Origin of the sequence: Gardnerella sp. DNF00038, from assembly GCF_049262855.1 — a bacterium.
GTDB lineage: Bacteria > Actinomycetota > Actinomycetes > Actinomycetales > Bifidobacteriaceae > Bifidobacterium > Bifidobacterium vaginale.
In genome coordinates, this window is the sequence record NZ_CP058407.1 from 511,799 (window position 1) to 534,241 (window position 22,443).

The 22,443-nt window shown below is 40.9% G+C and carries 19 protein-coding genes and 1 tRNA gene; 11 read left to right on the forward strand and 9 right to left on the reverse strand.

Going from position 1 to position 22,443, the window contains the following annotated elements; all coding sequences use genetic code 11:
• Nucleotides 1-13 precede the first annotated feature (13 nt).
• From HXT19_RS01925 to HXT19_RS01935, 3 genes are all read right to left on the reverse strand, one after another.
• A complete protein-coding gene (locus HXT19_RS01925) occupies nt 14-658 on the reverse strand; it encodes a DUF4125 family protein (protein ID WP_004574993.1) in 645 nt (214 codons plus the stop codon).
• Complete coding sequence (locus HXT19_RS01930) at nt 658-2,754, reverse strand: DUF4037 domain-containing protein (RefSeq protein ID WP_101891866.1); 2,097 nt, start codon at nt 2,752-2,754, stop codon at nt 658-660. Before HXT19_RS01930 ends, HXT19_RS01925 begins: the two co-directional genes overlap by 1 nt.
• A gap of 113 nt (nt 2,755-2,867) precedes the next feature.
• Nucleotides 2,868-2,941: transfer RNA gene (locus HXT19_RS01935), tRNA-Pro, on the reverse strand.
• A 448-nt stretch (nt 2,942-3,389) separates the two neighbouring features.
• On the opposite strand from HXT19_RS01935, the gene lysS reads away from it, so the two are divergent.
• Nucleotides 3,390-5,063 carry a lysine--tRNA ligase gene (gene lysS / locus HXT19_RS01940; protein WP_174142752.1) on the forward strand — a complete coding sequence of 558 codons (1,674 nt, stop codon included), beginning with the start codon at nt 3,390-3,392 and terminating at the stop codon, nt 5,061-5,063.
• A gap of 128 nt (nt 5,064-5,191) precedes the next feature.
• Nucleotides 5,192-5,932 carry a phosphoglyceromutase gene (locus HXT19_RS01945; RefSeq protein ID WP_004112459.1) on the forward strand — a complete coding sequence of 247 codons (741 nt, stop codon included), beginning with the start codon at nt 5,192-5,194 and terminating at the stop codon, nt 5,930-5,932.
• 145 nt (nt 5,933-6,077) lie between these two features.
• On the opposite strand, the gene phoU is transcribed toward HXT19_RS01945, so the two are convergent.
• A complete protein-coding gene (gene phoU, locus HXT19_RS01950) occupies nt 6,078-6,758 on the reverse strand; it encodes a phosphate signaling complex protein PhoU (RefSeq protein WP_174142753.1) in 681 nt (226 codons plus the stop codon).
• Between the two features lie 167 nt (nt 6,759-6,925).
• Between phoU and HXT19_RS01955 the strand changes: the two genes are divergently transcribed.
• Nucleotides 6,926-8,353, forward strand: coding sequence for a sensor histidine kinase (locus HXT19_RS01955; RefSeq protein ID WP_174142754.1), 1,428 nt, complete (start codon nt 6,926-6,928; stop codon nt 8,351-8,353).
• A 23-nt stretch (nt 8,354-8,376) separates the two neighbouring features.
• On the opposite strand, the gene HXT19_RS01960 is transcribed toward HXT19_RS01955, so the two are convergent.
• The gene (locus HXT19_RS01960; RefSeq protein ID WP_013399512.1) at nt 8,377-8,643 is read right to left on the reverse strand and encodes a hypothetical protein; all 267 of its coding nucleotides are present in this window, start codon (nt 8,641-8,643) and stop codon (nt 8,377-8,379) included.
• A gap of 186 nt (nt 8,644-8,829) precedes the next feature.
• Here HXT19_RS01960 and HXT19_RS01965 point away from each other — a divergent pair, with 186 nt between their 5' ends.
• The 3 genes from HXT19_RS01965 (at nt 8,830) to HXT19_RS01975 (ending at nt 12,006) form a co-directional block, all read left to right on the forward strand.
• Nucleotides 8,830-9,834: a CHAP domain-containing protein gene (locus HXT19_RS01965; RefSeq protein ID WP_004115584.1), complete on the forward strand. Its 1,005-nt coding sequence runs from the start codon at nt 8,830-8,832 to the stop codon at nt 9,832-9,834.
• A gap of 161 nt (nt 9,835-9,995) precedes the next feature.
• A complete protein-coding gene (locus HXT19_RS01970) occupies nt 9,996-10,751 on the forward strand; it encodes a C40 family peptidase (RefSeq protein WP_041160651.1) in 756 nt (251 codons plus the stop codon).
• A 211-nt stretch (nt 10,752-10,962) separates the two neighbouring features.
• Nucleotides 10,963-12,006, forward strand: a complete 1,044-nt coding sequence (locus tag HXT19_RS01975; RefSeq protein ID WP_004115580.1) for a universal stress protein — start codon at nt 10,963-10,965, stop codon at nt 12,004-12,006.
• A 133-nt stretch (nt 12,007-12,139) separates the two neighbouring features.
• Here the strand turns inward: HXT19_RS01975 and HXT19_RS01980 are convergent, their stop codons facing one another.
• Together HXT19_RS01980 and HXT19_RS01985 are read right to left on the reverse strand one after the other, a co-directional pair.
• Entirely contained in the window at nt 12,140-13,378 is a 1,239-nt protein-coding gene (locus HXT19_RS01980) for a glycosyltransferase (RefSeq protein WP_421780521.1), read from the reverse strand.
• Nucleotides 13,379-13,469: 91 nt separating this feature from the next.
• On the reverse strand, nt 13,470-13,889 hold the full coding sequence (locus HXT19_RS01985; RefSeq protein ID WP_004116790.1) for an OsmC family protein: 420 nt from the start codon (nt 13,887-13,889) through the stop codon (nt 13,470-13,472).
• Nucleotides 13,890-14,083: 194 nt separating this feature from the next.
• Between HXT19_RS01985 and HXT19_RS01990 the strand changes: the two genes are divergently transcribed.
• Genes HXT19_RS01990 through HXT19_RS02000 form a run of 3 tightly spaced genes read left to right on the forward strand, consistent with a single transcriptional unit; the run spans nt 14,084 to nt 16,192 of the window.
• On the forward strand, nt 14,084-14,956 hold the full coding sequence (locus HXT19_RS01990) for a thymidylate synthase (protein ID WP_004112483.1): 873 nt from the start codon (nt 14,084-14,086) through the stop codon (nt 14,954-14,956).
• A 48-nt stretch (nt 14,957-15,004) separates the two neighbouring features.
• Nucleotides 15,005-15,628, forward strand: coding sequence for a dihydrofolate reductase (locus tag HXT19_RS01995; protein ID WP_285067411.1), 624 nt, complete (start codon nt 15,005-15,007; stop codon nt 15,626-15,628).
• A gap of 18 nt (nt 15,629-15,646) precedes the next feature.
• A complete protein-coding gene (locus tag HXT19_RS02000; RefSeq protein ID WP_004124893.1) occupies nt 15,647-16,192 on the forward strand; it encodes a low molecular weight protein-tyrosine-phosphatase in 546 nt (181 codons plus the stop codon).
• A gap of 113 nt (nt 16,193-16,305) precedes the next feature.
• Here HXT19_RS02000 and HXT19_RS02005 read toward each other — a convergent pair whose 3' ends face one another.
• Nucleotides 16,306-17,091 (reverse strand): DUF4191 domain-containing protein, encoded by a 786-nt coding sequence (locus HXT19_RS02005; RefSeq protein WP_285067413.1) that lies wholly within the window; start codon nt 17,089-17,091, stop codon nt 16,306-16,308.
• Nucleotides 17,092-17,218: 127 nt separating this feature from the next.
• Nucleotides 17,219-17,785: a DUF3043 domain-containing protein gene (locus HXT19_RS02010; protein ID WP_373271523.1), complete on the reverse strand. Its 567-nt coding sequence runs from the start codon at nt 17,783-17,785 to the stop codon at nt 17,219-17,221.
• Between the two features lie 206 nt (nt 17,786-17,991).
• Between HXT19_RS02010 and HXT19_RS02015 the strand changes: the two genes are divergently transcribed.
• Together HXT19_RS02015 and HXT19_RS02020 are read left to right on the forward strand one after the other, a co-directional pair.
• Nucleotides 17,992-19,359: a dipeptidase gene (locus tag HXT19_RS02015; RefSeq protein WP_004574952.1), complete on the forward strand. Its 1,368-nt coding sequence runs from the start codon at nt 17,992-17,994 to the stop codon at nt 19,357-19,359.
• Nucleotides 19,360-19,824: 465 nt separating this feature from the next.
• Nucleotides 19,825-22,437 (forward strand): ATP-binding cassette domain-containing protein, encoded by a 2,613-nt coding sequence (locus tag HXT19_RS02020; RefSeq protein WP_004115570.1) that lies wholly within the window; start codon nt 19,825-19,827, stop codon nt 22,435-22,437.
• Nucleotides 22,438-22,443 lie beyond the last annotated feature (6 nt).

Sequence of the window (22,443 nt, forward strand, 5' to 3'; positions counted from 1 at the left end):
CGCTATAGTCGCATCAACATTTGTCGGCTGCTTCGAGTGAATCGTAGCCATACATGCGCACAGTATTTGTAATAATCATTTGCGTTAGATTTATATTTTTCGCTGTTAAATCTTCTATAAAAGACTTATATTTAGCAAAAGTTTCGGCGGAATACGTGCTTAATTCTCCTCGTAAATACGTTTCAAAAGATGTATTTTCTTCTGTATCTTCGCTTGTTTTTAGAACGCGCATTGCAAGACCTAAATGAGGGTATCGATCGCGAAAATCATCCGCCCATCTAACTTGCGTAAAAATAATCTTCTCCTGCTCGCTTTTTCTAGGCTCTAAAATCGGCTTAATATAAGGCTTAATTGTGCGCTCAAAAATTTCTGGCGCAGTAGACTCCATCATTCGTGCATATTTTTCTGTTATCAAATTTCTGCCATTGCTATCAGCGCGCTCAAGATCTTTCTTATAAGACTCTTGCAAATCCAGAGGCCAAGTTAAAAATTGACTCATGCGCATAATGCGGAACGTTTGCCAATCTTCCTGGCAATTCGCGCGTCCGCCTTCGTTTTGCGTAAGCTGGAATTGCTGCCATTCTAGTTTTGTAATTTCTTCTGCAAGATTTTGCGTTTTTGGATTTTGCGTTTTTGGATTTGATAATGAATCGCACATCATAAGCTCCTTAAGCACGTTGCGCGCGAATTAATATGCGCTTCAACATACGGGCGTTGCCATTCTAAAAACGTTTCATTGCAATCGCTCAAACCTTGATATTTAAGCTCTTGCACTACTTCGTTGCACACGTTTTGAATAATCTCGTTTATTTTAGATTCAGCTTCGCTGCTGCCTTTTGTGCCTTCGCCAAATCCGATTCCGCCAAAGCACGCCGCACTACTTAGTCGCATAAGCGATTCAAGTTGATTTGCTACGCCAAAAAGCCTAGACGCCATTCGCTCGCTTAGCTTGCGAAGTGCTGCAAATTGCCACTTATAATATGGCAAATATCCTGCACTTATTGGGTTATTTAGCAAAAATACGATTGAAGCGGTTGCGCGCACAAACTCGTTTATAGAAAGCCACGCTGCAGCTCCGTCTTTTCGCGCTAGCATTCGTTGAACATTGTATTGACCTGCTTGAGCCATCATGCCAAGCCTTCTAGAGATTAGCGAGATTCGCACATCGTCTGGCATAAGCTTAAAACTTTGACGCGCTTTGCTAAATTCTCCAAGTGGGTCTGCAAAAATTTGGCCGTTCGTAGCTGCAGCAAGCGTTGGCTCGCTTAACGAAAGCCATAAATGCGGCTCGTTTTTACTTGGAGCAGTAGCAAATCCCGTTATGTTTTCAAAAAACTTAGCTATGGTAAATACTCCGACTCTCTTGCTTTCTTCGCATGATTTAGCGCGTGGAGTTTCTTCGCGAGAGCCAAAACCAGCGTATTCTTGCGGAAGAGAATCGTAAGCTGCTTGCAAATCATCGCCAATTTTCGCATAGTCTTCATCCGTAAGCCATAAGCAGAATCCTGGGCCAAAATCGTGATCGCGCGAAATCTCGTCGTCAAATCCGTAGCATTCCGATCCGTGACCTACTAATCCTGCAGCTATGCGGTTTTTATAGTCTTTAAATTGTTCAAGTTCAAGCAGTGGTTTTCCGTAAGTTTGCCAATATGATTTTGCAAGTTGCATGCCGTTTTTGATTTTTGGATTATATTCTGTTTTTACAGTTTTGATTGATTTTATGGTTTTATTTGATTGTATAGTTTTATTTGACTCTGGCTTTGGCTCATCGCTTGCTTGCGACTTTTCCGAATTGCATTGAATTGTATTCGCTGCGCTTGTTGTCGTAACGTTTTCTGCCAACTTGCGCGTTTGCTGCAAATTTTCTGCCGTTATAGCGTATGACTCGCTATCTTTTCCGTAACATTGTGCTATTAAATCTAGAGCTTCGCTGTATGCTTTTACAGCGTCGGAATACTCTTTTCGTGCGTATTGAACTTGAGCATATCCAGCTAAAGCAGATGTGTAATGTGGTTGATTTTGGTTATTTCCTGCAATGTACATGCGAATACTAGTTGAAGCGTGTTCAAAAGCAGAGTTAAGGATAGTGGATTTGCTGTTTGTGCTTTCGCTAGGCTGCGAACACTCTTGCAAAATCGCAAGCGCAAGATTTGTGTGAGTTGCTGCTATATCTATGTCTGTTGAAGGATCGATACTCGATTTTTGCAATATTTCAAGCGCAATATTAAGTTCATTAATTGCTTCGCTCATGTTGCCTGTTTCGCTGTAAAGCATTGAAAGATTGTTGTGAAGGGCAGCGAGTTTTCTATCGTTTGGTTTTAGTGTTTTCGATGATTCTTTAATAGCTTGAGAATATATTTCTGCTGCGCGCTCATAGCTGCCCGCGGCTCGTAGGCTAGTAGCAGCGTTAATCAAAGTGGTTGTGCCAGCTTCGCTGCCTACTAAATCCATCTTTTTTGCCAAATCTAGCGCATTGTCAATGATTGGCTTGTTTTTTGCGTATTCTCCTCTAGACCTATAAAATCCCATCAACTCGTTTAACACAGATAGTTGCAATGCTTGAGCGTTTGATTCTTGTGATTTATCGTATGCGCAATTTGCTTTTTCTTTAGATTCTTTATTTTGTGTTTCTTTGAGTGCTTCTTCTTGCGATTGGTTTAGCGCATTTAGCAGGTATTTTTCGATTTCTTGCGCGCTTGTGTGGCTTGCAAACATATTGTCTAATTCTTTATAAAATTGCGAAACGCTTAACATTTAAGCCACCTTGCTTCTTGCGATTAAATTCCGTTTTGCTCACTACTCAATCATAGCGAATTATTTGTTTATACGAGTGTTGTAATATGCGCGATTGTGCAAAAAATCAAAAGTCGGGCTGGTGGGATTTGAACCCGCGGCCTCTTCGTCCCGAACGAAGCGCGCTACCAAACTGCGCTACAGCCCGATGTCGATTGTGCGAACTCAATAGAGATTGCACATCGTGAATCCATCTTATGAATACATGACGCAGCTACATGTTGTAATTGCGCATGCAACACTCCGACAACGTGGTTATAATAGCGTGAACTTGCTACAAATTAACAGTGTGTGTCGTTGTCAAATAAATTCTTTTAAAATTTTATTAAAAATTCACTTGTATTCTTTTGCAGCTGCATGGTCTCCGCAATATTTGCAAAATGATGTAACTTTTCGTAAATAATTTTGTATATCTTAATAAAATAATAAAAAGTTTTACTGTAAATGTATTTTTCTTTCGAAAACAGAAAAATATAAATATTTCTATAAAAATGTATATTTGTTGCAAAAATGATTAGCGCAATCGATCTAGTAACACAATAAAATGCATTTGCGACTCGCTTACCTGTATTCCCTAGTAGCTACAATTGGCGTTTATGACTGACACGAATACTGCAATGTCTGCCGCACAAAACGCCGCAGAAAATGACGTAACAGATAACGCCAATGAAATTGACACCGTTGAGCATGCTGAGATGCTGCTCGCTCAAGATGAGGCTATTGCTAAGCGCGTAAATGATGGTGCTACTCTTGACGAAGCAATTGATCCAAGCAATAAAGAGTTTGGTCCGCTTGCGCACCCAGAGCAGGTGCAGATGCGTGTTGCTAAGCGTGCGATGATGCTTAAGGAGGGTGTGCAGCCATACCCAGTGCATCTTAATGTTACGGATACTATCGAAAAGGTTCGTGCTGATTTTGATGGCAAGCTTGAAGCTGGCGAAGAAACTGATACCGAGGTTGGTATTGCAGGTCGCGTGCTTTTCTTGCGTAATGCTGGTGGCTTGTGCTTCGTTAAGCTTGCTGCTGGTGACGGCACTACGATTCAGGCGATGGTTTCCAAGAAGGAAATTGGCGAAGAATCTATTAAGAGCTTCAAGCAGATGGTTGATTTGGGCGACCATTTGTATGTTCGCGGTCGCGTTATTTCTTCTAAAACTGGCGAGCTTTCCGTATTCGCAACTGAGTGGGCAATTGCAGCTAAGGCTTTGCAGCCACTTCCGGCTTTGCATAAGGAATTAAGCGACGATACTCGTACGCGCAAGCCTTATATTGGCATGATTGCGGACGAGAAGATTCGCGATATGGTTCGCAGTCGTTCTCATGCTGTAGCTTCTCTTCGCCGCACTTTCGACAGCCACGACTTCTTGGAAGTTGAAACACCAATGTTGCAAACGGTTCACGGCGGCGCTGCTGCTCGTCCGTTTACAACTCATATGAACGCGTTCGACATTGATCTTTATTTGCGTATTGCGCCAGAGCTTTTCTTGAAGCGCTGCTTGGTTGGTGGCATTGATCGCGTGTTTGAAATCAACCGTGATTTTAGAAACGAAGGCGTAGATGCAACTCACGCTCCAGAGTTTACAATGCTCGAAGCTTACCAAGCTTATGGCACTTACGATACGATTGGAGCTCTTACTAAAGAGCTGATTCAAAAGGCTGCTGTCGACGCTTTTGGCTCCACTAAGGTGACTTTGCTTAACGGCGAAGAGTACGATTTTGGCGGCGAGTGGAAGCAGATTACCATGTACGGCTCGCTTTCTGAGGCTTTGGGTGAGGAGATTACGCCAGAAACTTCTGTTGAGCATTTGGGTGCGATTGCAGACAAGCTTGGCGTTGAGCGCGACGAAGTGGAGAATCACGGCAAGTTGGTTGAGCACTTGTGGGAGCACTTCTATGAGGATAAGCTTTATGAGCCAACGTTTGTGCGCGACTTCCCAGTGGAAACCAGCCCGCTTGTTAAGGGTCACCGTACTAAGCCAGGAATGGTTGAAAAATGGGATTTGTATGTGCGTGGCTTTGAGCTTGCAACCGGCTACTCCGAGCTTAACGATCCTGTTGTGCAGCGCGAGCGCTTTGTGGCTCAAGCTAAGGATGCTTTGGCTGGAGATGTTGAGGCAATGGATATTGACGAGGACTTCATTGAGGCTCTTGGCGTCGGTATGCCTCCTGCTGGCGGCATGGGAATGGGTATTGACCGCTTGCTGATTGCGCTTACGGGCGCAACCATTCGCGAGACGATTACGTTCCCACTCGTAAAGCCTCTTCGCTAACTGATAGATTTAGTAGATTGTAAAGCCGTTGTATGTTGTTTAAACATTCATCGGCTTTTTCTATTAAATTTTTCGTGTTTGCTTACTTTTATGTAAGTAGTCGTACGAAACGAATAGACTAGGTAATTATGACATATAAATTAGTATTGCTCCGACATGGTCAGAGCGCATGGAATAAGACCAATCAGTTCACCGGTTGGGTTGATGTACCGCTCACTGAGCAGGGTGTCGAGGAAGCTAAGCATGGTGGCGAGCTTCTTAAGGAGAAGAATGTTCTTCCAGACATCGTGTTCACTTCTTTGCTTCGTCGTGCTATCAATACCGCGAATTACGCGCTTGATGCAGCCGACCGCTTGTGGATTCCAGTTCGCCGTAGCTGGCGTTTAAACGAGCGTCATTATGGTGCTTTGCAAGGTAAGAACAAGTCTGAGATTCGTCAGGAATATGGCGATGAGAAGTTCATGATTTGGCGTCGTTCTTACGCAACTCCACCTCCTGAGATTGATCCAAACGATGAGTATTCTCAGACGAATGATCCTCGTTACGCAGGTGATCCAGTTCCAGAAACTGAAGCTTTGGCGAACGTTGTGACTCGCGTAACTCCTTACTGGGAGTCCGATATTATTCCAGAGCTTAAGTCTGGCAAGACTGTGATGATTGCAGCTCACGGCAATAGCTTGCGCGCAATTGTTAAGATGCTCGACAACTTGAGCGAGGAAGAGATTTCCAAGGTGAATATTCCAACCGCTATTCCTCTTCTTTACGAGTTGGACGAGAACTTTAAGCCAATCAAGCCTCGCGGCGAGTATTTGGATCCAGAAGCTGCTGCTGCTGGTGCTGCCGCCGTGGCTGCTCAGGGTCAGAAGTGAGTTTGATTAGCTTAAGTTAGCTTAATTATCTTAAATTAACTTAAATAAAAAGTAGGTTTGCAAAATTAATTGCAAACCTACTTTTGTTTTACAAGCTACTTTTTAGATTTCTATTCAAAAATCGTGTTCTATGCCACAACCGTATTTATGCCACAACCGTGTCTTTATCTGGTTCTGGCTTCTTAGTTGGGTCAAATCCCGAAACAATAAATACAACTTGCCTTGCTGCAGCAACTGAATGATCGCCGATTCTCTCCATGAATCTGCTTAGAAGTACTAAGTCAATCAATTGTTTTCTAGTGCCATTCCAATCTTCGCCTTCTACAAGCGCAAAAATGTGTTCGTGCAACTTATCCATTACATCGTCGCCGTGAATAATTGCATCTGCTACATTAACGTCTCTATTTGAAAGCATGTCTGTTAATTGACCTGCAAGAACATGCAAAAAGTCAACCATTTTTTCAACAGTTTCTTTTGCTTGACTTGGTATTGCGCAATCAGGCCAATTTCTTCTTGCGATTTGCGCAACGTGACTTGTTAAATCTCCCATGCGCTCAAAAGTCGCAGCCAAACGCATGGTTGCTACTACTTCTCGCAAATCTGTTGCTACAGGATTTTGTCTAGCTAGCAATGTTAAGCATTGATCTATAACGCTATCTTCTAGTGAATCTAGTTGAGTGTCATTGTCTATAATTGCTTGTGCAGATTCTAAATCAGCATTTAATAAAGCATTTCCAGCATCGTTCATGGCTTTTGCAACAAGCTCTGCCATGCGTTCAATGTTTAATGCAACTGCCTTCATCTCTTCGTTGAAAATCACTCGCATGGTGCGTCCTTTCTTGCGTTCAATCGCGCTCAATTGCGTTTGGAGCATATTCGCGTTTGTTTAGATTGCCCTAATCAAGTATAGACTACTGTGCGCACGTGCGTTAAATGTATTAGTCGCTGTATTAGTTGCTTAAATGTGAGCGCGTTAGAGTATTCTTTAAGAGTATGCTTCAAGATTCGCCATATTCGCCTTTAATGGTGTTTGTTGTTTTTGCTTTGATTGCGCTTTGTGTTGCAATCGTAATTGTTATGTTTGTTGTTGATTCGCTTTTTCCAATATTTCGTAGTGTTTTTAGACCGTTTTTTAGTTCTGTTGTAAATCCTATAGCAGGTGGTTTGCGTAGGATTTTTCGTAGTAGCTTTAAGAAGATCTTAAAAATTTTAGGTAAACGTAATTTTGGTGATGATGAAGATGATGAAGATTCAGTTGATAATAATTCAGATGATATAAGTTCAGATGCGTGTGCGATTTTATCCATGCTGTCTGCTGCGACTATTGTTATCGATGCTGATAATGATGTTTTACGAGCTAGTTCTGATAGTTATACGCTTGGTGTTGTTGTTGATGATTCTATTGTTCAACCGCGAGTTCTGGATTCTGTAAATCGTGTGCGCGAGTCTGGCGGTTTTGAGAGTTTTGATTTAGTTACTTTTACTCCTGAGCGGTATATAACTATTGGTGAAGATTCTGATTTTAATAGTAATTTTTCTGGTGACAGTGCTGTGTTATTAAAATCAGCTACGGTTGCTGGCGACTTTTCCTCGAATAAAACTGATAAATCGTCTGATGCTTCTACAGTTTCTAGACCTAATTGGCTTAATGTTACTGTTGGAAGTGTTGGAGCAGGCAAGGTTGTTGTTATTTTAAATGATACGAGTGCTGCGCATCGTTTTGAGCAGACTAGAGATGATTTTATAAGTAATGTTTCTCAACAACTTATTAGCTCTACTCGAATGATTTCTAGTCTTATAGAACTTTTGCAGGATAATAATGTTACTCTTAATCGTGTTAAGGAAGTGTCTTTAAAAGCTCAGAGGTCTTCTAAACGCTTGGAACATATGTTGGAAGATCTTCTGCTTCTTATGAGTGCTCAGAAGCCTATAGATGTGTCTAAGGCGAGTGCTGTGAACGTCTTGAGTGTGTTAAAAGATGTTCAGAATCAGGTTTCATATCTTGCTTTGAGCCGAAATGTGCGTCTTTGCGTTAAGTCTGATTCTTCGCTTAGTGTTTTAGGCAGTTTTTCACAAATCAGCGCTGCCGTGCGTAAACTTGTTGAGAATGCTATTATCTATTCTTCAGCAAATAACAGTGTGGCGATTTCAGCGTTAAAGTCTGATGACTCTCAGTTTGCAGTGATTCGTGTTGTTGATTGTGGCTCTGGTATTGCGTTGCGTGATCAGCCTCGTATTTTCGAGCGTTTTTATCGTTCGGATAACCAGAATGACGGCAGTCAGGATGGTGTTGGTTTAGGTCTTGCTATTGCTAAGCACGTGGCTCTTACTCATCACGGTAGCATTACATTGTGGAGTAGACCAGGGAAAGGTACTACGGTTAATTTTGCGATTCCGCTTTCAAGATCGGATGCAAAATAGTTCGCTTAATCGTATTAAGCGTTTTACTTTCCTAGTCTTCTATAATCCCAACGGTCAAAGTGTTCCCAGATTAAAAGCAAAATACCTATTACGAATCCGCTAAGGCAAACTATAGCAAAAAACCATAGTAGAAAGTGCAAGATTGCGAGCACAACAGTGATTATTGATGCTATAAGCCATAGAACTGTTCCAACCATAAATGCTTTGCACAGGTCTACGCGCAATGGCTTTGGTGCCTCTTTGCGCGCATCTGGGTTAATAATCGGTGCTAGCTTCATATGATTAACCATACATCTAGTGATGTCTAATATCAATTTTTGGTTATATTTTTTGATGATATACGTTTATGATATACGTTTAAATTTTACTATTTTCTTTTTCGACACTATTTTTATCACATCCGCACCACGTTGTAATCTTGAGCTTTGTAGGTGCCGTTTTGACGTGATACTTTAACAATTCGGGAGTGGTTTTTTATGAGACATGGTGCACATGGTGCTAAGAAAGCAAAGGGGCGTTTCGTTTCGCCTTTTATGCTTTTTTCCTCTTCTCATATTTCCAGTGCTACTTCTGAGCGTTCTACCGAAGCGGTTTGTGCGAATAATGGTGCAGTTGTGGGCTTGAGCGAATCTGTGGCTCAGAGTTTGCAAATGTCTTCTGCTCCTCGTACTCGTCGCGAGATTCGTTTAGCTCGCGAATCTAGAGAACGTAAGAATTGTATTATTGTTTCTACGTCTTTAGTAGCTATAGTTGGTGCCGCATTGACGTCTATGGCTTTGAGTAAGACTGATAGTTTGGGTTCTTTTGCTTCAAAGCAATATGCTTCTGAGATTAATTTTTCCAATGATTCTAATGATCAAGCTGCTTCTCGTTCTAGTCAGCGTGAAAAGTTAGATCGTGCTGATAAATATTTGAAGTTCAGCAGTGCTGTTGCTGGTCTCGAAGCTGATTTAAACGCTTTCTCTACTAGATCGTCTCATGAGTCTAAGTGGGATTTAGGTTCTAATTCAGATTTTAAAGTTTCTGAAATGTCTAAGTCTTCTGCGAATAATCCGCAGGTTGCTATTTTAATGGATTCAGACGTTAATTCTTTGCCTGCTGGATTTAATCCAAATCATAGTTCTGGTGATTCTGGGAATGCATATGAGTTTAGCCAGTGCACTTGGTGGGTTTATATTCGTAGGCATCAGCTTGGTCTTCCTGTTGGTTCCAATATGGGAGACGGCTGGATGTGGGCTTTGACTGCTCGAAAACTTGGATATTGGGTAGATCGTACGCCTCGTCACGTTGGCGATATTATGGTGTTTGGTCGCGGTCAGGCTGGCGTTAATCGTACTTATGGTCATGTTGCTGTTGTTGAAAAAATTAATCCTGATGGTTCTATTGAAACATCTGAGTCTAGTGCGGAGCTTCACGGTAGGACCTTCTCTAGGGTTGTAAATCCGAATGAAACTTCGGCTTTTGAATTTATCCATTACTAGATTATTTGGAATTTTAATATTTTGACATTTTAATATTGATATCTGTTACTACGTTTTGCGGTTTTCTAGTCTATTTTGGCTGTTATGCGTGTAGGTGTGCATTGTTGTGCTGTAAATAGTGCGTGCAAATTTTGTTTGTGGTCTTAGTTTGTAGTATTAACATGCTAACATCGCTAATGATGATTAAGCGAGATAAGATTTTTTCTTCTGTATTTGCAGGTTTTGTATCTGCAGCGCTGGTTGCTGCTATGATCCCGCTTGCTTGTGCTTCCGCTTCTGCTGAAGAATCAGCAGTTACATCTACACGTTCTTTCCCTAAGATTACTGATGTTAAGCGTGATTTGTTTACAGAATCCACTTCTACCGATGTTGATGCTAATTCTCATTGGGGCAGTATTGAGTCTTTGGATGTTCCGCAGACTAAGAGTGCTGCTGAACTTGCACTTGAACAGGCTCGCCAGCAACAACAGGCACAGAATAATTCTGCTGATGGCTTCGACGCTACTGCAAGTCGTTCTAGAGCGCGTAATGGCGTTGGACCTATGACGTACTTTGTTGCTCCTCCAGATAATCAGTCTGTTTCGGCGATGCTTAATTTTGCGGCTCAGTTTTTAGGTAAAGTGCCTTATCGTTCTGGTGGTACAAGTCCTGCTGGCTGGGATTGCTCTGGTTTTGTGCAGTACGTTTTTGCCAATATGGGTATTTCTTTACCTAGAACTTCTGGAGCTCAGGCCACTGTAGGTACGGCTGTTCCGAGTTTAGCTCAGGCCCAGCCTGGTGACATAATTGCCAATGGTGCTCATGCATCTATTTATGTTGGTAATGGAATGGTTATTAATTCTCAGTACGCTGGAACTCAGTATGATCCTATTAGATACGTTTTTTCGGGATCTTATTCTATTCGTAGAATCTTCTGACAATTTGATTTTGAGTGGTATTCATGATTTTATGGATACCACTTTTAGTTTTGTTAGTAGTTTTGATACGTTTTTAGGTTATTTTTAATTAATTTTGCCATTAATCCTTAGGTTTGTTGTGTCGCGATAGACGCGACTACCTTAAACGCGCTATTCTAGTATTTAAAGTATTTAAGAAAATAAAAAATCGCGCGATGCTAGGAGGATCTAGATGGCACAAGGTGTTATTACACAAGAAAAAGCTGTTCTTGTAGGTGTTGATGGTTCTCATGCGAGCTATAAGGCTGTATGGTGGGCATCTAATTATGCTAAGCATGCTGGATTACAGCTTCAAATAGTTTGTGCATATTCTTTACCTAGTTATGCAGCTGTATCTTTTGATGCGACTTATACTGCGATTGGTGATGATAATGTTGCTCATCAAGACGCTCAGGAAATTCTTTCTAAAGCAAAAGCTGTAGCTTTAGAACAGGGTGTGGATGCAACAACGTTAATCGTTACTGGCGATCCTTCTTCTGTGTTTGTAGAGCTTTCTAGGAACTATCAGCTTATTGTTATTGGTAACCGAGGTAAAGGTGGATTGGCTGAGCGTTTGCTTGGCACGACAAGTTCTTCGCTTCCAGCCTACGCTTATTGCCCAATTGTTGTTGTTCCATATACAGATGATGATGGTCAACGAATCCACTTGAATAATAAGATTTCTAAGATTGCTGTTGGCTCCGACGAGTCTAAGTGGGGATTAAAAGCTCTTGAGATTGCTGCAGATTTGGCTGATAGTTGGAACGCACAATTAGATGTGATTTCTGCTGTTCCTAGCGTTCAGGGTGCAGAAGGTGACACTGCTGTTATGGGATCTTATATGGAAGATCTTGATGAGAGAGTAAAGCCTATTTTGCAGCGTTTGCCAAATCTAAAGATTCATCGTTCTGTAGTTCCAGGCTCTGCTGTAAACGCTTTGACTCAAGCGAGCTTAAACAATGATTTGGTTGTTGTGGGTTCACGAGGACGTGGTGGTTTTACAGGATTGCTTCTTGGTTCTATTAGCCAAGGTTTGTTGCAGCATTCTTCTAGACCGGTGTATGTGGTTCCACGTAAGTATGTGGAGTTAAGCGCTGCTCAAGTAGCACAGCAGTCTAAGGTAAGTAATGATACTAGTGCTATTGATTCTATAAGTGGCGTTCATACAGTTGATGTTCCAAAAGCTGGTGTGGAAGCTGCTAAAGAAATCGAGCAAACTATTGATCCGCTTCACTAGTAGTTTGTAGTAGAGAAGTAGCTTGTAGTAGAAAATAGCGTCCAAAGCACTAAAACAGTGTTTTGGACGCTATTTTGTTGCAAAGCTAGCCCAGGCATGTACTATGTGCTTTTTATTTGTTTAAGTTTGATTTTTACTTGTTTTTAAGTAAAAAGCGTGCGCGTCTTGCTTCGCGAGCAGCGCGTTTTTTAGCAAGTTCGTTATTGTTCATTTCAATAGCAAGTTTATAAATTTTAATTAGCTCTTGAGCTTGCTTTTTAAAGTCATTGTTCTTTGAGTATTCGAGAACATTTGCTTTTAGTTGTGCTTGCTCTTCTTCACTCATGTTAAGAACGTGACTAAACACTTGCTTAAAGTCTTCTTTAGAATCCCACTGATAACCATTTTTGCCACTAATAATCTGATTCTCATTAGGGATATCGTGCTTTACGAGAGCAAATAATCCAGATGCCATGGCTTCAAGCATAGAAAGTGAATGCATTTCCGATAGGGAAGCGGTAGTGTAGTAGTCCATAGCGTGCAAATACTTAGGGATCTGCGTGTGTTCAATAGGGCCAAGTAGGTAGATTCTATCTTCAAATCCTTTGTTAGCTACTTTCTCACGCAAGTCTTCTAAATCAGGTCCTCCGCCAATAACAACGAGTCTAGCTAATTCGCGTGGAAAATCGCAATACATAAAGTTGTCAATAAGCTCAGAGATATTCTTTTCTGCTCCGATTCTTCCAACAAAAACGAAGAGTTTCGTGGAATCAGCAATACCGTATTTTTTACGGAATTCTTTTCTAAAAGCAATTCGCTCTGGTGTAGGCAAGAACTTTTTATATTCAACTGCATTGCTAAGAACAACAACTTTTTTATCGACTTTTTGACGATCAATATAAGCTTGAGCCTTAGCGGACATACTAGTAATAATTGTTGCATTTTTAGAAAATCGCGTAAAATATTTTGCTGAAATATTCCTAGAAAACTCTGTAAAATGCTTTAGACCAATATAAAACAGGAACTTATCGTATTCTGTATGAAGAGTATAAATAACAGGAACATGTTCTTTTTTAGCAACTTCTAGACCTATTTCACCAATACCAAACTCATTTTGTATATGAATAACATCTGGTTTAAAGTTGATAGGGAATTTTTTGCGCATGTTTCCAATCGGAATTGCAACTCTATACTTGTATAGCTTTTTAAGAAGTATTCCTGGAACGTATACAACTCCGTCTACAAGCTTAGTTTTTCGCTGTTTTTCGGATCCAACCGTAACAACAAGAACCTCGTGTCCAAGTTCCTCGTACATTTTTTTAAGCATGTATGATTGCGTTGCTACGCCATTTATGTATGGTGGATATGTTTCTGTAAAAATCGCGATTTTCAAAGTTTCCTCCAGTTACATAAATAGCTCTAACAACGTTAAAAGTGTAGCATTGTGTAAGTTATTGCGCCACAAATTGTGATTTTTAGCGTTTTTAGTGTCTTACATTTACTGTTACACGCACTTGCGCACCGCGTTCAAGAGTGTGCTTAACTGTGCAACCCTTGTTGATATGTCTTTCCATGCGTTCTTTTAGTTCTTTTGCATTTTCATCGTTTAAAGCAGGTTTTGCGCTTGTAGCATCAACTGTTACATCCTCTTGGAATCTTAAGTAAGTTCCTTCTTCTGGATCATAAGTTCCATTTACAAGAACTCGAGCGCCTTTTCCTTCTCCGAGCGCATGTTCAACAGCGTATTGGCTGCTTAAAGCTGTGCAACCAGCTAGAGCTATTTGCATTAGTTCCACAGGTGAAAATTGTCCTTCTCCTTTACCAAATTTTAGTGTTGCACCATCATCACTTTGTGCTTGCCAAGACCCGTCTTCTAAACGTTCAACCCATATTCTTCTAGTCATTTTTGCTCCTTTGCATTTTTATACATTAACACATTGTGATTATGTTTGTGCTTATGTCTATTTGTTTTTAACTTTTATTTTTTAAGACAAACCTATTATAACTAGCATGCTTTGATTTCAGTTTGATTCTTGTTCTTATATTTCTTATATTTACTTTTGGTGGTGTTGAATTTAGCTAATGATAAAATAATCTCATGGCTTTAACTCAAGAAGAACTTGCGGATATCCGCTCTCGCGTACCACAGAAACCTACTTCCGATATTCCTACACCTTATGAGGATTTGGTTAGAAAAATACTTATGGAAGGTACTTTAAAATCGGATCGCACTGGTACAGGAACAATATCTCTTTTTGGTCAACAAATTCGATTTGACTTAAGCAAGAGTTTTCCGCTTATAACCACAAAAACAGTGTTCTTTAAGGGGCTTGCGTACGAGCTTCTTTGGTTCCTTAAAGGTTCTAGTAATGTTCGCTGGTTGCAAGAAAATGGAGTGCATATTTGGGATGAGTGGGCAGATGAAAATGGCGATTTAGGTCCTGTTTATGGCGTTCAGTGGCGTAGTTGGCCAGCGCCTACTCAAGAAAATCCTAATCGCACAATCGACCAGATTTCTAATGTTCTTAATCTTATGAAAAATCATCCAGATTCTCGTCGAATGATTGTCAGTGCTTGGAATCCTGCAGAAGTTGAAAACATGGCTTTGCCTCCTTGTCACTCGCTTTTCCAGTTCTATGTTGCAGACGGCAAGCTTTCTTGCCAGCTTTACCAGCGTTCTTGCGACATGTTCCTTGGCGTGCCATTCAACATTGCTTCTTACTCGCTTTTAACAATGATGATGGCTCAGCAAGCAGGATTGGAACCAGGAGAGTTCGTGTGGACAGGTGGCGATTGCCATATTTACGATAATCACGTAGAGCAAGTGCTTGAGCAGCTTTCGCGTGAGCCGTACCCGTATCCGCAGCTTGAGATTCGTAAAGCTGATTCAATTTTTAGCTACGACTATAGTGATTTTAAGGTTGTTGATTATAAGCATCATCCTACGATTAAAGCTCCTGTAGCTGTGTGATCTTATTTATTAGTTGCTTATTAGTTTGAGTTTTTGACTAGGAGTTTTATGGCAAACGATATTCCTGTGCGTTTAATTTGGGGGCAAGCATACGATTTGGAAGGCCGCGTAGGCGCAATGGGTGTAAATGGTGGTATGCCATGGAGACTTTCCCCAGATTTGCGCTATTTTAAAGCCATGACAATTTCTTGCCCAGTAATAATGGGTAGGGGAACTTGGGATTCTATGCCAGAAAAGTTCCGTCCTCTTCCTGGGCGAGAAAATATCGTTGTTTCTAGGAATCCAGATTTTAATTCAGATGGTGCAAAAAGTTTTACAAGCATTGAAGAAGCAATATGTTACGCAAAAAAATGGATTGAAGATAATCCTATTGAGCATGTAGATTCTTCAGATTTGCCTAAAGATGGTAGCGCAGTTTGGATTATTGGTGGCGGAGCAATTTTTAGAGAAGTGATTGAGTCGCAAATTGTTGACGCTGCCTATGTAACTCAAATTGACACTAGAGTAGAAGCTGATACGTTTGCTCCTAACATTCAGAGACTTGTAGATGATGGATTGTGGAAAGTTGCACGTGATGGCGATTGGCAAGAATCAGCTATAAAAGTTGGTGCAAAACAATTCGACGTAAAATACAAGTTTATGGTATATAAGCCAATTAAAGCTAAAAAATAAGCTAGATTAAGGATATGTATGGAATCTTTAAACAAAATTCACGTAGATGCTAAGCATCCGTATGTTGTTATGACGGTTTGTACAGGGAATATTTGCAGATCTCCAATGGCAGAAATCGTTTTGCGTAACGAGTTTAAGCTTAGAGGATTAAGCGATGTTGTTGCTGTAAAATCATGCGGCGTAAGCGACGAAGAATACGGGAATCCGATTGATAGGCGTGCGCAAAGAGAGCTTAAAAGTAGGGGTTATTCTTTGCCGTTAAGCCATTTTGCGCATAGGATTGAGCGAGACGAAATAGAGGAAACAAATCTTTTTCTTCCAATGACTGCTTCGCATATGCAATCTTTGCTCAGGATTATTCCAGCGCAAAAACGTGGTCTTGTTCACATGTATAGATCGTTTGATCCGTCTTTAGAAAAACCACAAGCTGGTCGCGAAGCTGTTTTAGATTTGGCTGACCCATGGTACGGAGGTCCTAAAGAGTTTGAGATTGCAATGGACCAAGTGGAGGAGTGCGCTCCTTACATTGTGGATTGGGTAGAGTCGCAGATAACGCGCGAATAATAATTGCGTAAAGTCATATAAAGTTATATAAAGTCGCTTAAAATATATTAAAACCAGACGAACCGATTGGAACGTCTGGTTTATTTTTATGCTTTTTATTTAAAACCTATGATTTATTTTCCTCTTAAAGCTTTGCGACTTACTCGAGGAGCATGAGTTGGGTCAATTCCTTTTGGAATACCGAACCCAGATTTGCCCTGTAGTGTACGCAAACGATCATTCAAAATTGCAAGCTCAGTTTTAGTGAGGAAGAAGCGACGATTAGGGTGAATCATCTTAAGCAAAGCAAACTTGTGATTTGTAGGCATTAAAGTTTTAGATTTTAAAACCTTACTTCTTAGATCCCTAAGTTTAACTTGATTTTCACCATTACCGACGCAAATGCGGTAAACAGGAATATTAGATCCTGCTGTAACACTTTTAATCGCGTGCTCTTGGCGATTCATAGCTTGGCTTAAACGCTCATAGTTACCTTCGCCAACAAGGAAGATTCCGTTAAAACCAGTTCCTCTCCAAATAGCATCTTTTGTGCGAGGATCAACCCACACAGGTTGTTGAGGGAAAGTAAATCCGCCTTTGTTAATAGCAGATACAATGCCAGCCGCAGCTCCAGGCTTTCCTTCTAGTCTTGCATAGCCAACCTTATCTGCGCGTTTAGTGAGAACAACAGTAAACAGTAAAAGACCCAGCATAAGTGCTGTTATTACCATCATAATCCAAGTCAAAATGGACCATCTAAGAATAACACCAGCTACAATGCACAGCACAACAGGAGCTACAAAAGCTAAGCCAAGCCAAAGTGGAAGCTGCTTATCGTCTGTATGCGTGTACTTGTAGATACGCATAATTTGTGAAATCATGCCTGGCTTCTTAATGCCTTTTGGTTTATCGTTTGCCATTTGCGTTTATCCCCTAATACATAATATTAGCGTTTTATTGCTTTGTATTTTGTTGCTTTATTGCTTAGTAATCATACCCTAAACACGCTTATGCTATAAATCATAGCTTTGTTAGTATACTAGCGATTTATTTAGGCCAATTACCGCGCTTTGGTGTACTTGGCTTTGGGAGTCTCCATCTGCGCATTTGTATTGCTCGACTGCAAGCATACATAGCAGATCTAGAGCTTTTGCCAACAGAAACTTCGCCGTATCGCTTAACAAGCTCTTTACGAAGCTTGCGCCACATTATTATAACGTCAATAATTGCAGCAAAAAGATATGCGTAAAGAACAATCGCAAGAGCAAAATATAGAGCAATATACTTAGTGGATAAGAAGTTTTGAGTTAAGAATATGCAGAGCATAATAACGATTGCAAACGGCACAAAAAATTCGCCAATATTGAAACGCGCATCTACATAATCTCTAATATAAACTCTCCATGGAAGCTGCTCTGACTTTGGCATATGAGCTAAGTCTCCATTTTTCATCGCATCGTATTGAGCATTTTCTTTTTCGCGCAATCTGGCTCGCGCAGCCTTTGCGCTTGCTTTTCTATCCGTTGGAACTAACGGTCTAAGATTCTGCGCTGTAGCTTCGCTTTGCTTCGGCGTTGGAGCGTTTTTTGTGCGAGTCTTTGCCTTATCTTCTATTTTATTTTCACTATTTTCATTAGTCGCTGATTGATTGCCATTTTGTGCACCATTATCAGCAGATTTTTTTACGAATGGATTCCATGTCATGTTTGCAGATTACCCAACAGACTAGACGCGTTATGAGCAATTTCGTTGGTTATGAATAGTCTGATAGTAGTAATTCAACTAATGTTTTTACTAATCTACTGTTTTTTGGAGGACTTATGGCTAGTTTAGAGGTTGCTGATGTGCGTTCGCGCGTGCAAAACGCTTGGGAAGACGTTATTAGCGTATTAAATAAGAAGATCTCTTTAGGAGCTGTTTCTGCTAAAGGCATTACTGGAGATCATATGCGTGCTTCGGCTGAGTATGTGGCTGAAGTTTTGCGCGAAGTGGGTGTAGATGCTCGCGTTGAGCAGTCTCAGAATCCGGATGGTACTCCTGGAGCTTTTGAAGTAGTTGGATCTCGTATTGTGGATCCTAGCGCTCCAACTGTTTTGCTTTACGCTCATCACGATGTTCAGCCTGTTCCAGATGCAAGCGAATGGAATACTGATCCTTTCAAAGGAACTGAAGTAGATGGTCGCTTGTATGGCCGCGGTAGTGCTGATGATGGCGGCGGAATTGCAATTCACTACGGTGCTTTGCGCGCTTTAAGCGAAGATTTAGGCGTAAATATTAAGGTATTTATTGAAGGTGAAGAGGAAATGGGCTCTCCAAGTTTCATTCCATTCATCGAAGCTCATAAAGATGAGTTTGAATCAGACGTTATTATTGTTGCCGACTCTGGAAATTGGTCTGCGGATGTTCCAAGTCTTACGACTAGTTTGCGCGGAAACACTACTGTAGACGTTAAAGTGAAAGTTCTTGGACATCAGGTTCATTCTGGACAGTTTGGCGGACCAATTTTAGACGCATACACGCTTGCTTCAATGCTTATTGCTTCTCTTTATAACAAGGAAGGTGATTTGGCCGTTCCTGGAATTGAATCGCAAGAGCCTGTTGGCGGTTTGCAACGTGATTTGGATGAGGCTCAAGTTCGCGCAGATTCTTCAGTAGTGGATTCTTACAAGCTTGCTGGTACTGGTTCCCTTGCTGCTCGTATGTGGACTAAGCCTAGCTTGACTGTTATTGGTATGGATGCTCATCCAGTAGAGGAAAGCTTTAATGTGATTGCTCACGAAACGCGTTTGCGACTTTCGCTTAGAACTGCGCCTTGCCAGCGTCCAGAAGAAGCGCAAAAAGCTTTGAGCGACTTTTTGGCCGCAAACGCCCCATTCGGTGCGCAAGTTACTGTAGAGCCAGTTGACAATGGTATGGGTTGGGCTATGGATCCTGATGCTGTAGCAACTAAGGACGCTTTAGCTTCTATGAAGGATGCTTTTGGCGTGGATCCTATTAACAAGGGCGAAGGTGGTTCGATTCCATTTATTCCAGAATTGCAACGAATTTTCCCTAAAGCTCAGGTTTTGGTGACTGGACCTGAAGATCCAAAGTCTAATGCGCATAGTCCTAACGAGTCGATTTCTCTTTCTGGCTTGAAATCGAATATCGTAACTGAAGCTTTGCTTTTAGATCGTCTAACTAAGTAAACTTAACAACTCGTATACAATCGCTATATAAAATTTTAGCGTTTGTATACGAGTCTACGCAATGACGTAAAATCTTAACACGACACGGGTGCTTTGCATTAATTTGTAAAGCTGAGAGAAACCGCTTGAACGTGAATCCAGGTAATGCTGGCGCACGGAGATCTGTTTTTCCCGTGCCTTAATGGTGACCTACGATTTAAGCCAACGCATAAGTCGTAGTGAAAGAACAGTAAAGCACATATCTATGTCGAAAGAAAATGTCTTATTGCAATGCAATCAGCGATGTAAATCACTGATATGACGTTTTGTTATTAGGATAAGTCAAAAACGTGTTTGTAATAAAGACATTTTAGGATTTTTAGGTCGTTAAAAAGTCCGTAGCAGATCTAAATGATTCTAAAAGAAAAAATTAAAAAATAGATAGAAAATAATTAAATAAAAATCATTGCCATAAAGGATTTTGCTATGCCCGATGCATTTGAAACGCCAGTTTTGAACAAAACTAATACGCAGGATGCCGAAACATTCCTTCCATCGGCTAGCTGCAATGCTCAGCTACGTTTTGATAATTGGGGTTATCGTCATGCTTCTCGCAAACATTTTGCTGTACGCGGGTTGAACCTAACAATTGAAGCAGGGCAAAGAGTTTTGTTGCTTGGTGCATCGGGCATAGGCAAATCCACAATTCTTGAAGGTGCTGCTGGGCTGATTGGTAGTGATATTGTTAAATCTAGCTCAAATAATTCAAAGCCTGATTCGAAGAAGAATGTTTTAGTAGAAGATGAAGATGGCGGTGTAAGCGAAGGCTCAGTATTCGTAGATGATTTACCAGTTCATAAAGCGCGTGGGCGAGTAGGATTAGTGTTACAAGATCCAGAGGCTCAAGCTATTTTTCAGCGTTTAGGGGATAACGTCGCCTTCGGTCCTGAAAATATGAATGTTCCTCGTAAAGAAATATGGGATCTTGTTAATAAAAGTCTTGAAGAAGTAGGTTTAGAAGGATTACAGTTACACCGTTCTACCGCCCATTTAAGTGGTGGTCAAATGCAGCGTCTGGCATTGGCTGGAGCATTGGCTATGAAGCCAAGTGTGCTTCTTTTAGATGAGCCTACTGCGAATCTAGATCCAGATGGTGTTAATCAGATTGTAAAAGCTGTTGGTAAAGTTTTAGACGATACCAATGCAACAATGGTTCTTGTAGAACATCATGCGCAGCCTTGGATTGATTTGATTGATAGAGTAGTGGTTCTTGGTCTTGATAATTCTGTGAACAATACTGAAGAGAATAATTATGTTCACGATGATGATATTGCGCGAGACGAGTTTGCGCAAACAGTTATTGTTGCAGATGGAACTCCAGACGAAGTGTTCAGTAGAAGCGATCTTGATTTTGAAAACCTTGGGATTTGGCTTCCTGACAAGTATAAAGATCCGCAAGATCGCAGAATTGGTAGGATTTATGTTGAATGTGAACCAGATTGCGATCCAGCAAAAGGTGATGGAAGAGTAGTTCTATCAACAGAAAACCTTGCGATTAGTCATACGAGTACTCCAATAGCAAAAAATATAAATTTGAAATTTAATTCTGGACAAATCACAGCATTAGTTGGAGCAAACGGTGCTGGAAAATCCACTTTATCTCTAACTTTGGCAGGATTAATTCCAGCTTTAGAAGGTCAGGTTGTAGCTAGTGAGGATCTTTGCGAAGGCGCTGGTGGCACCGATCCTATGAAATGGAAGTCTACTGATCTTGCTAAAAGAATTTCATACGTTTTCCAGAATCCAGAACATCAGTTTGCGTGTGGAACTGTTCTTGAAGAAGTTATGCTAGGTCCTATTAGAACTGGAATGAGTGAAGAAGACGCTAAAACTAAAGCAGAGTCTTTATTAGATAGATTCCGCCTATCTAGATATTCTAACGCAAACCCATACACTTTATCTGGAGGTGAAAAGCGTAGACTTACTGTTGCCGCATCTTTGGCTGCAGCTCCAAGAGTTTTAATTTTAGATGAACCGACTTTTGGACAGGATCGTAAAACTTGGTTACAAATTATAAAACTCATTGCAAGCCTTCGCGCAGATGGCGTTAGTGTTATTGTTGTTACTCATGATAGAGAGTTAGTAGATGCGCTTGGAGCGCGTTTAGTGGAACTTAAAACTAATGTGGATTCCACTAATAACGAATCTTATGAGTCTGAAAATGTAGATAATTCACAAGAATATTTAGCATTATCTTCGTCAACAGATGCAACGAATATATCTCGAATAGAAGTTAGCGATGTGAACCATCGTGATGAGGCAGCTCGCGCATCAAGTTATTCTCCATTCTTGGCATCTTTGAATCCTGTGTATAGGATGCTTGGAGCTTTCCTACTTTCGGTTCCGCTTTTGTTTACTCTCGACTGGCTTTCTGCAACAATAGCTTTGGTTTTGGAGTTTGTGATTCTTTGGGTTGTTAAAATGAACCCTCTGCGAGTTATTAAACTTTCTTGGCCTGTATGGGTTGGTGCTCCTGGATCTGCATTAGCAGTGTGGTTGTATGGTAAATCAGGTGGAGCAACATGGTTTGATTGGGGAATTATTCATGTAAGTGATCATTCCACAACTCTTGCAATTGCAACATTCATCAGAATTTTAGCTATCGGTGTTCCAGCTATTGTTACTGTTATTGGCATTGATGCAACTGATTTAGCTGATGCCTTTAGTCAAGTTATGAAATTGCCAGATAGGTTTGTTTACGGTGGATTAGCTGGTATGCGATTGTTTAGCGTCCTTCAAGATGATTGGGCTGCTCTCAGCGCATCTAGGCGTTCTCGCGGACTTGGCGATGATAGTAAGATTAAGGCTTTTATGCCTCAAGCTTTTGCTCTTTTGGTGCTGTCTATTCGAAGATCTACAACTTTGGCTACGGCTATGGAAGCTCGTGGATTTGGCGGAGAAAACCCAAGATCTCATGCACGTATAAGCCATGTGAATAAACGCGATTATGTGTTTATGATTGGGTGCTTAATTATTCCTGCTATCGCTTTAATCGCTGCTGTATATTACGGTACTTTTGCTCTTCTTGGAGGGAATTAATACTAA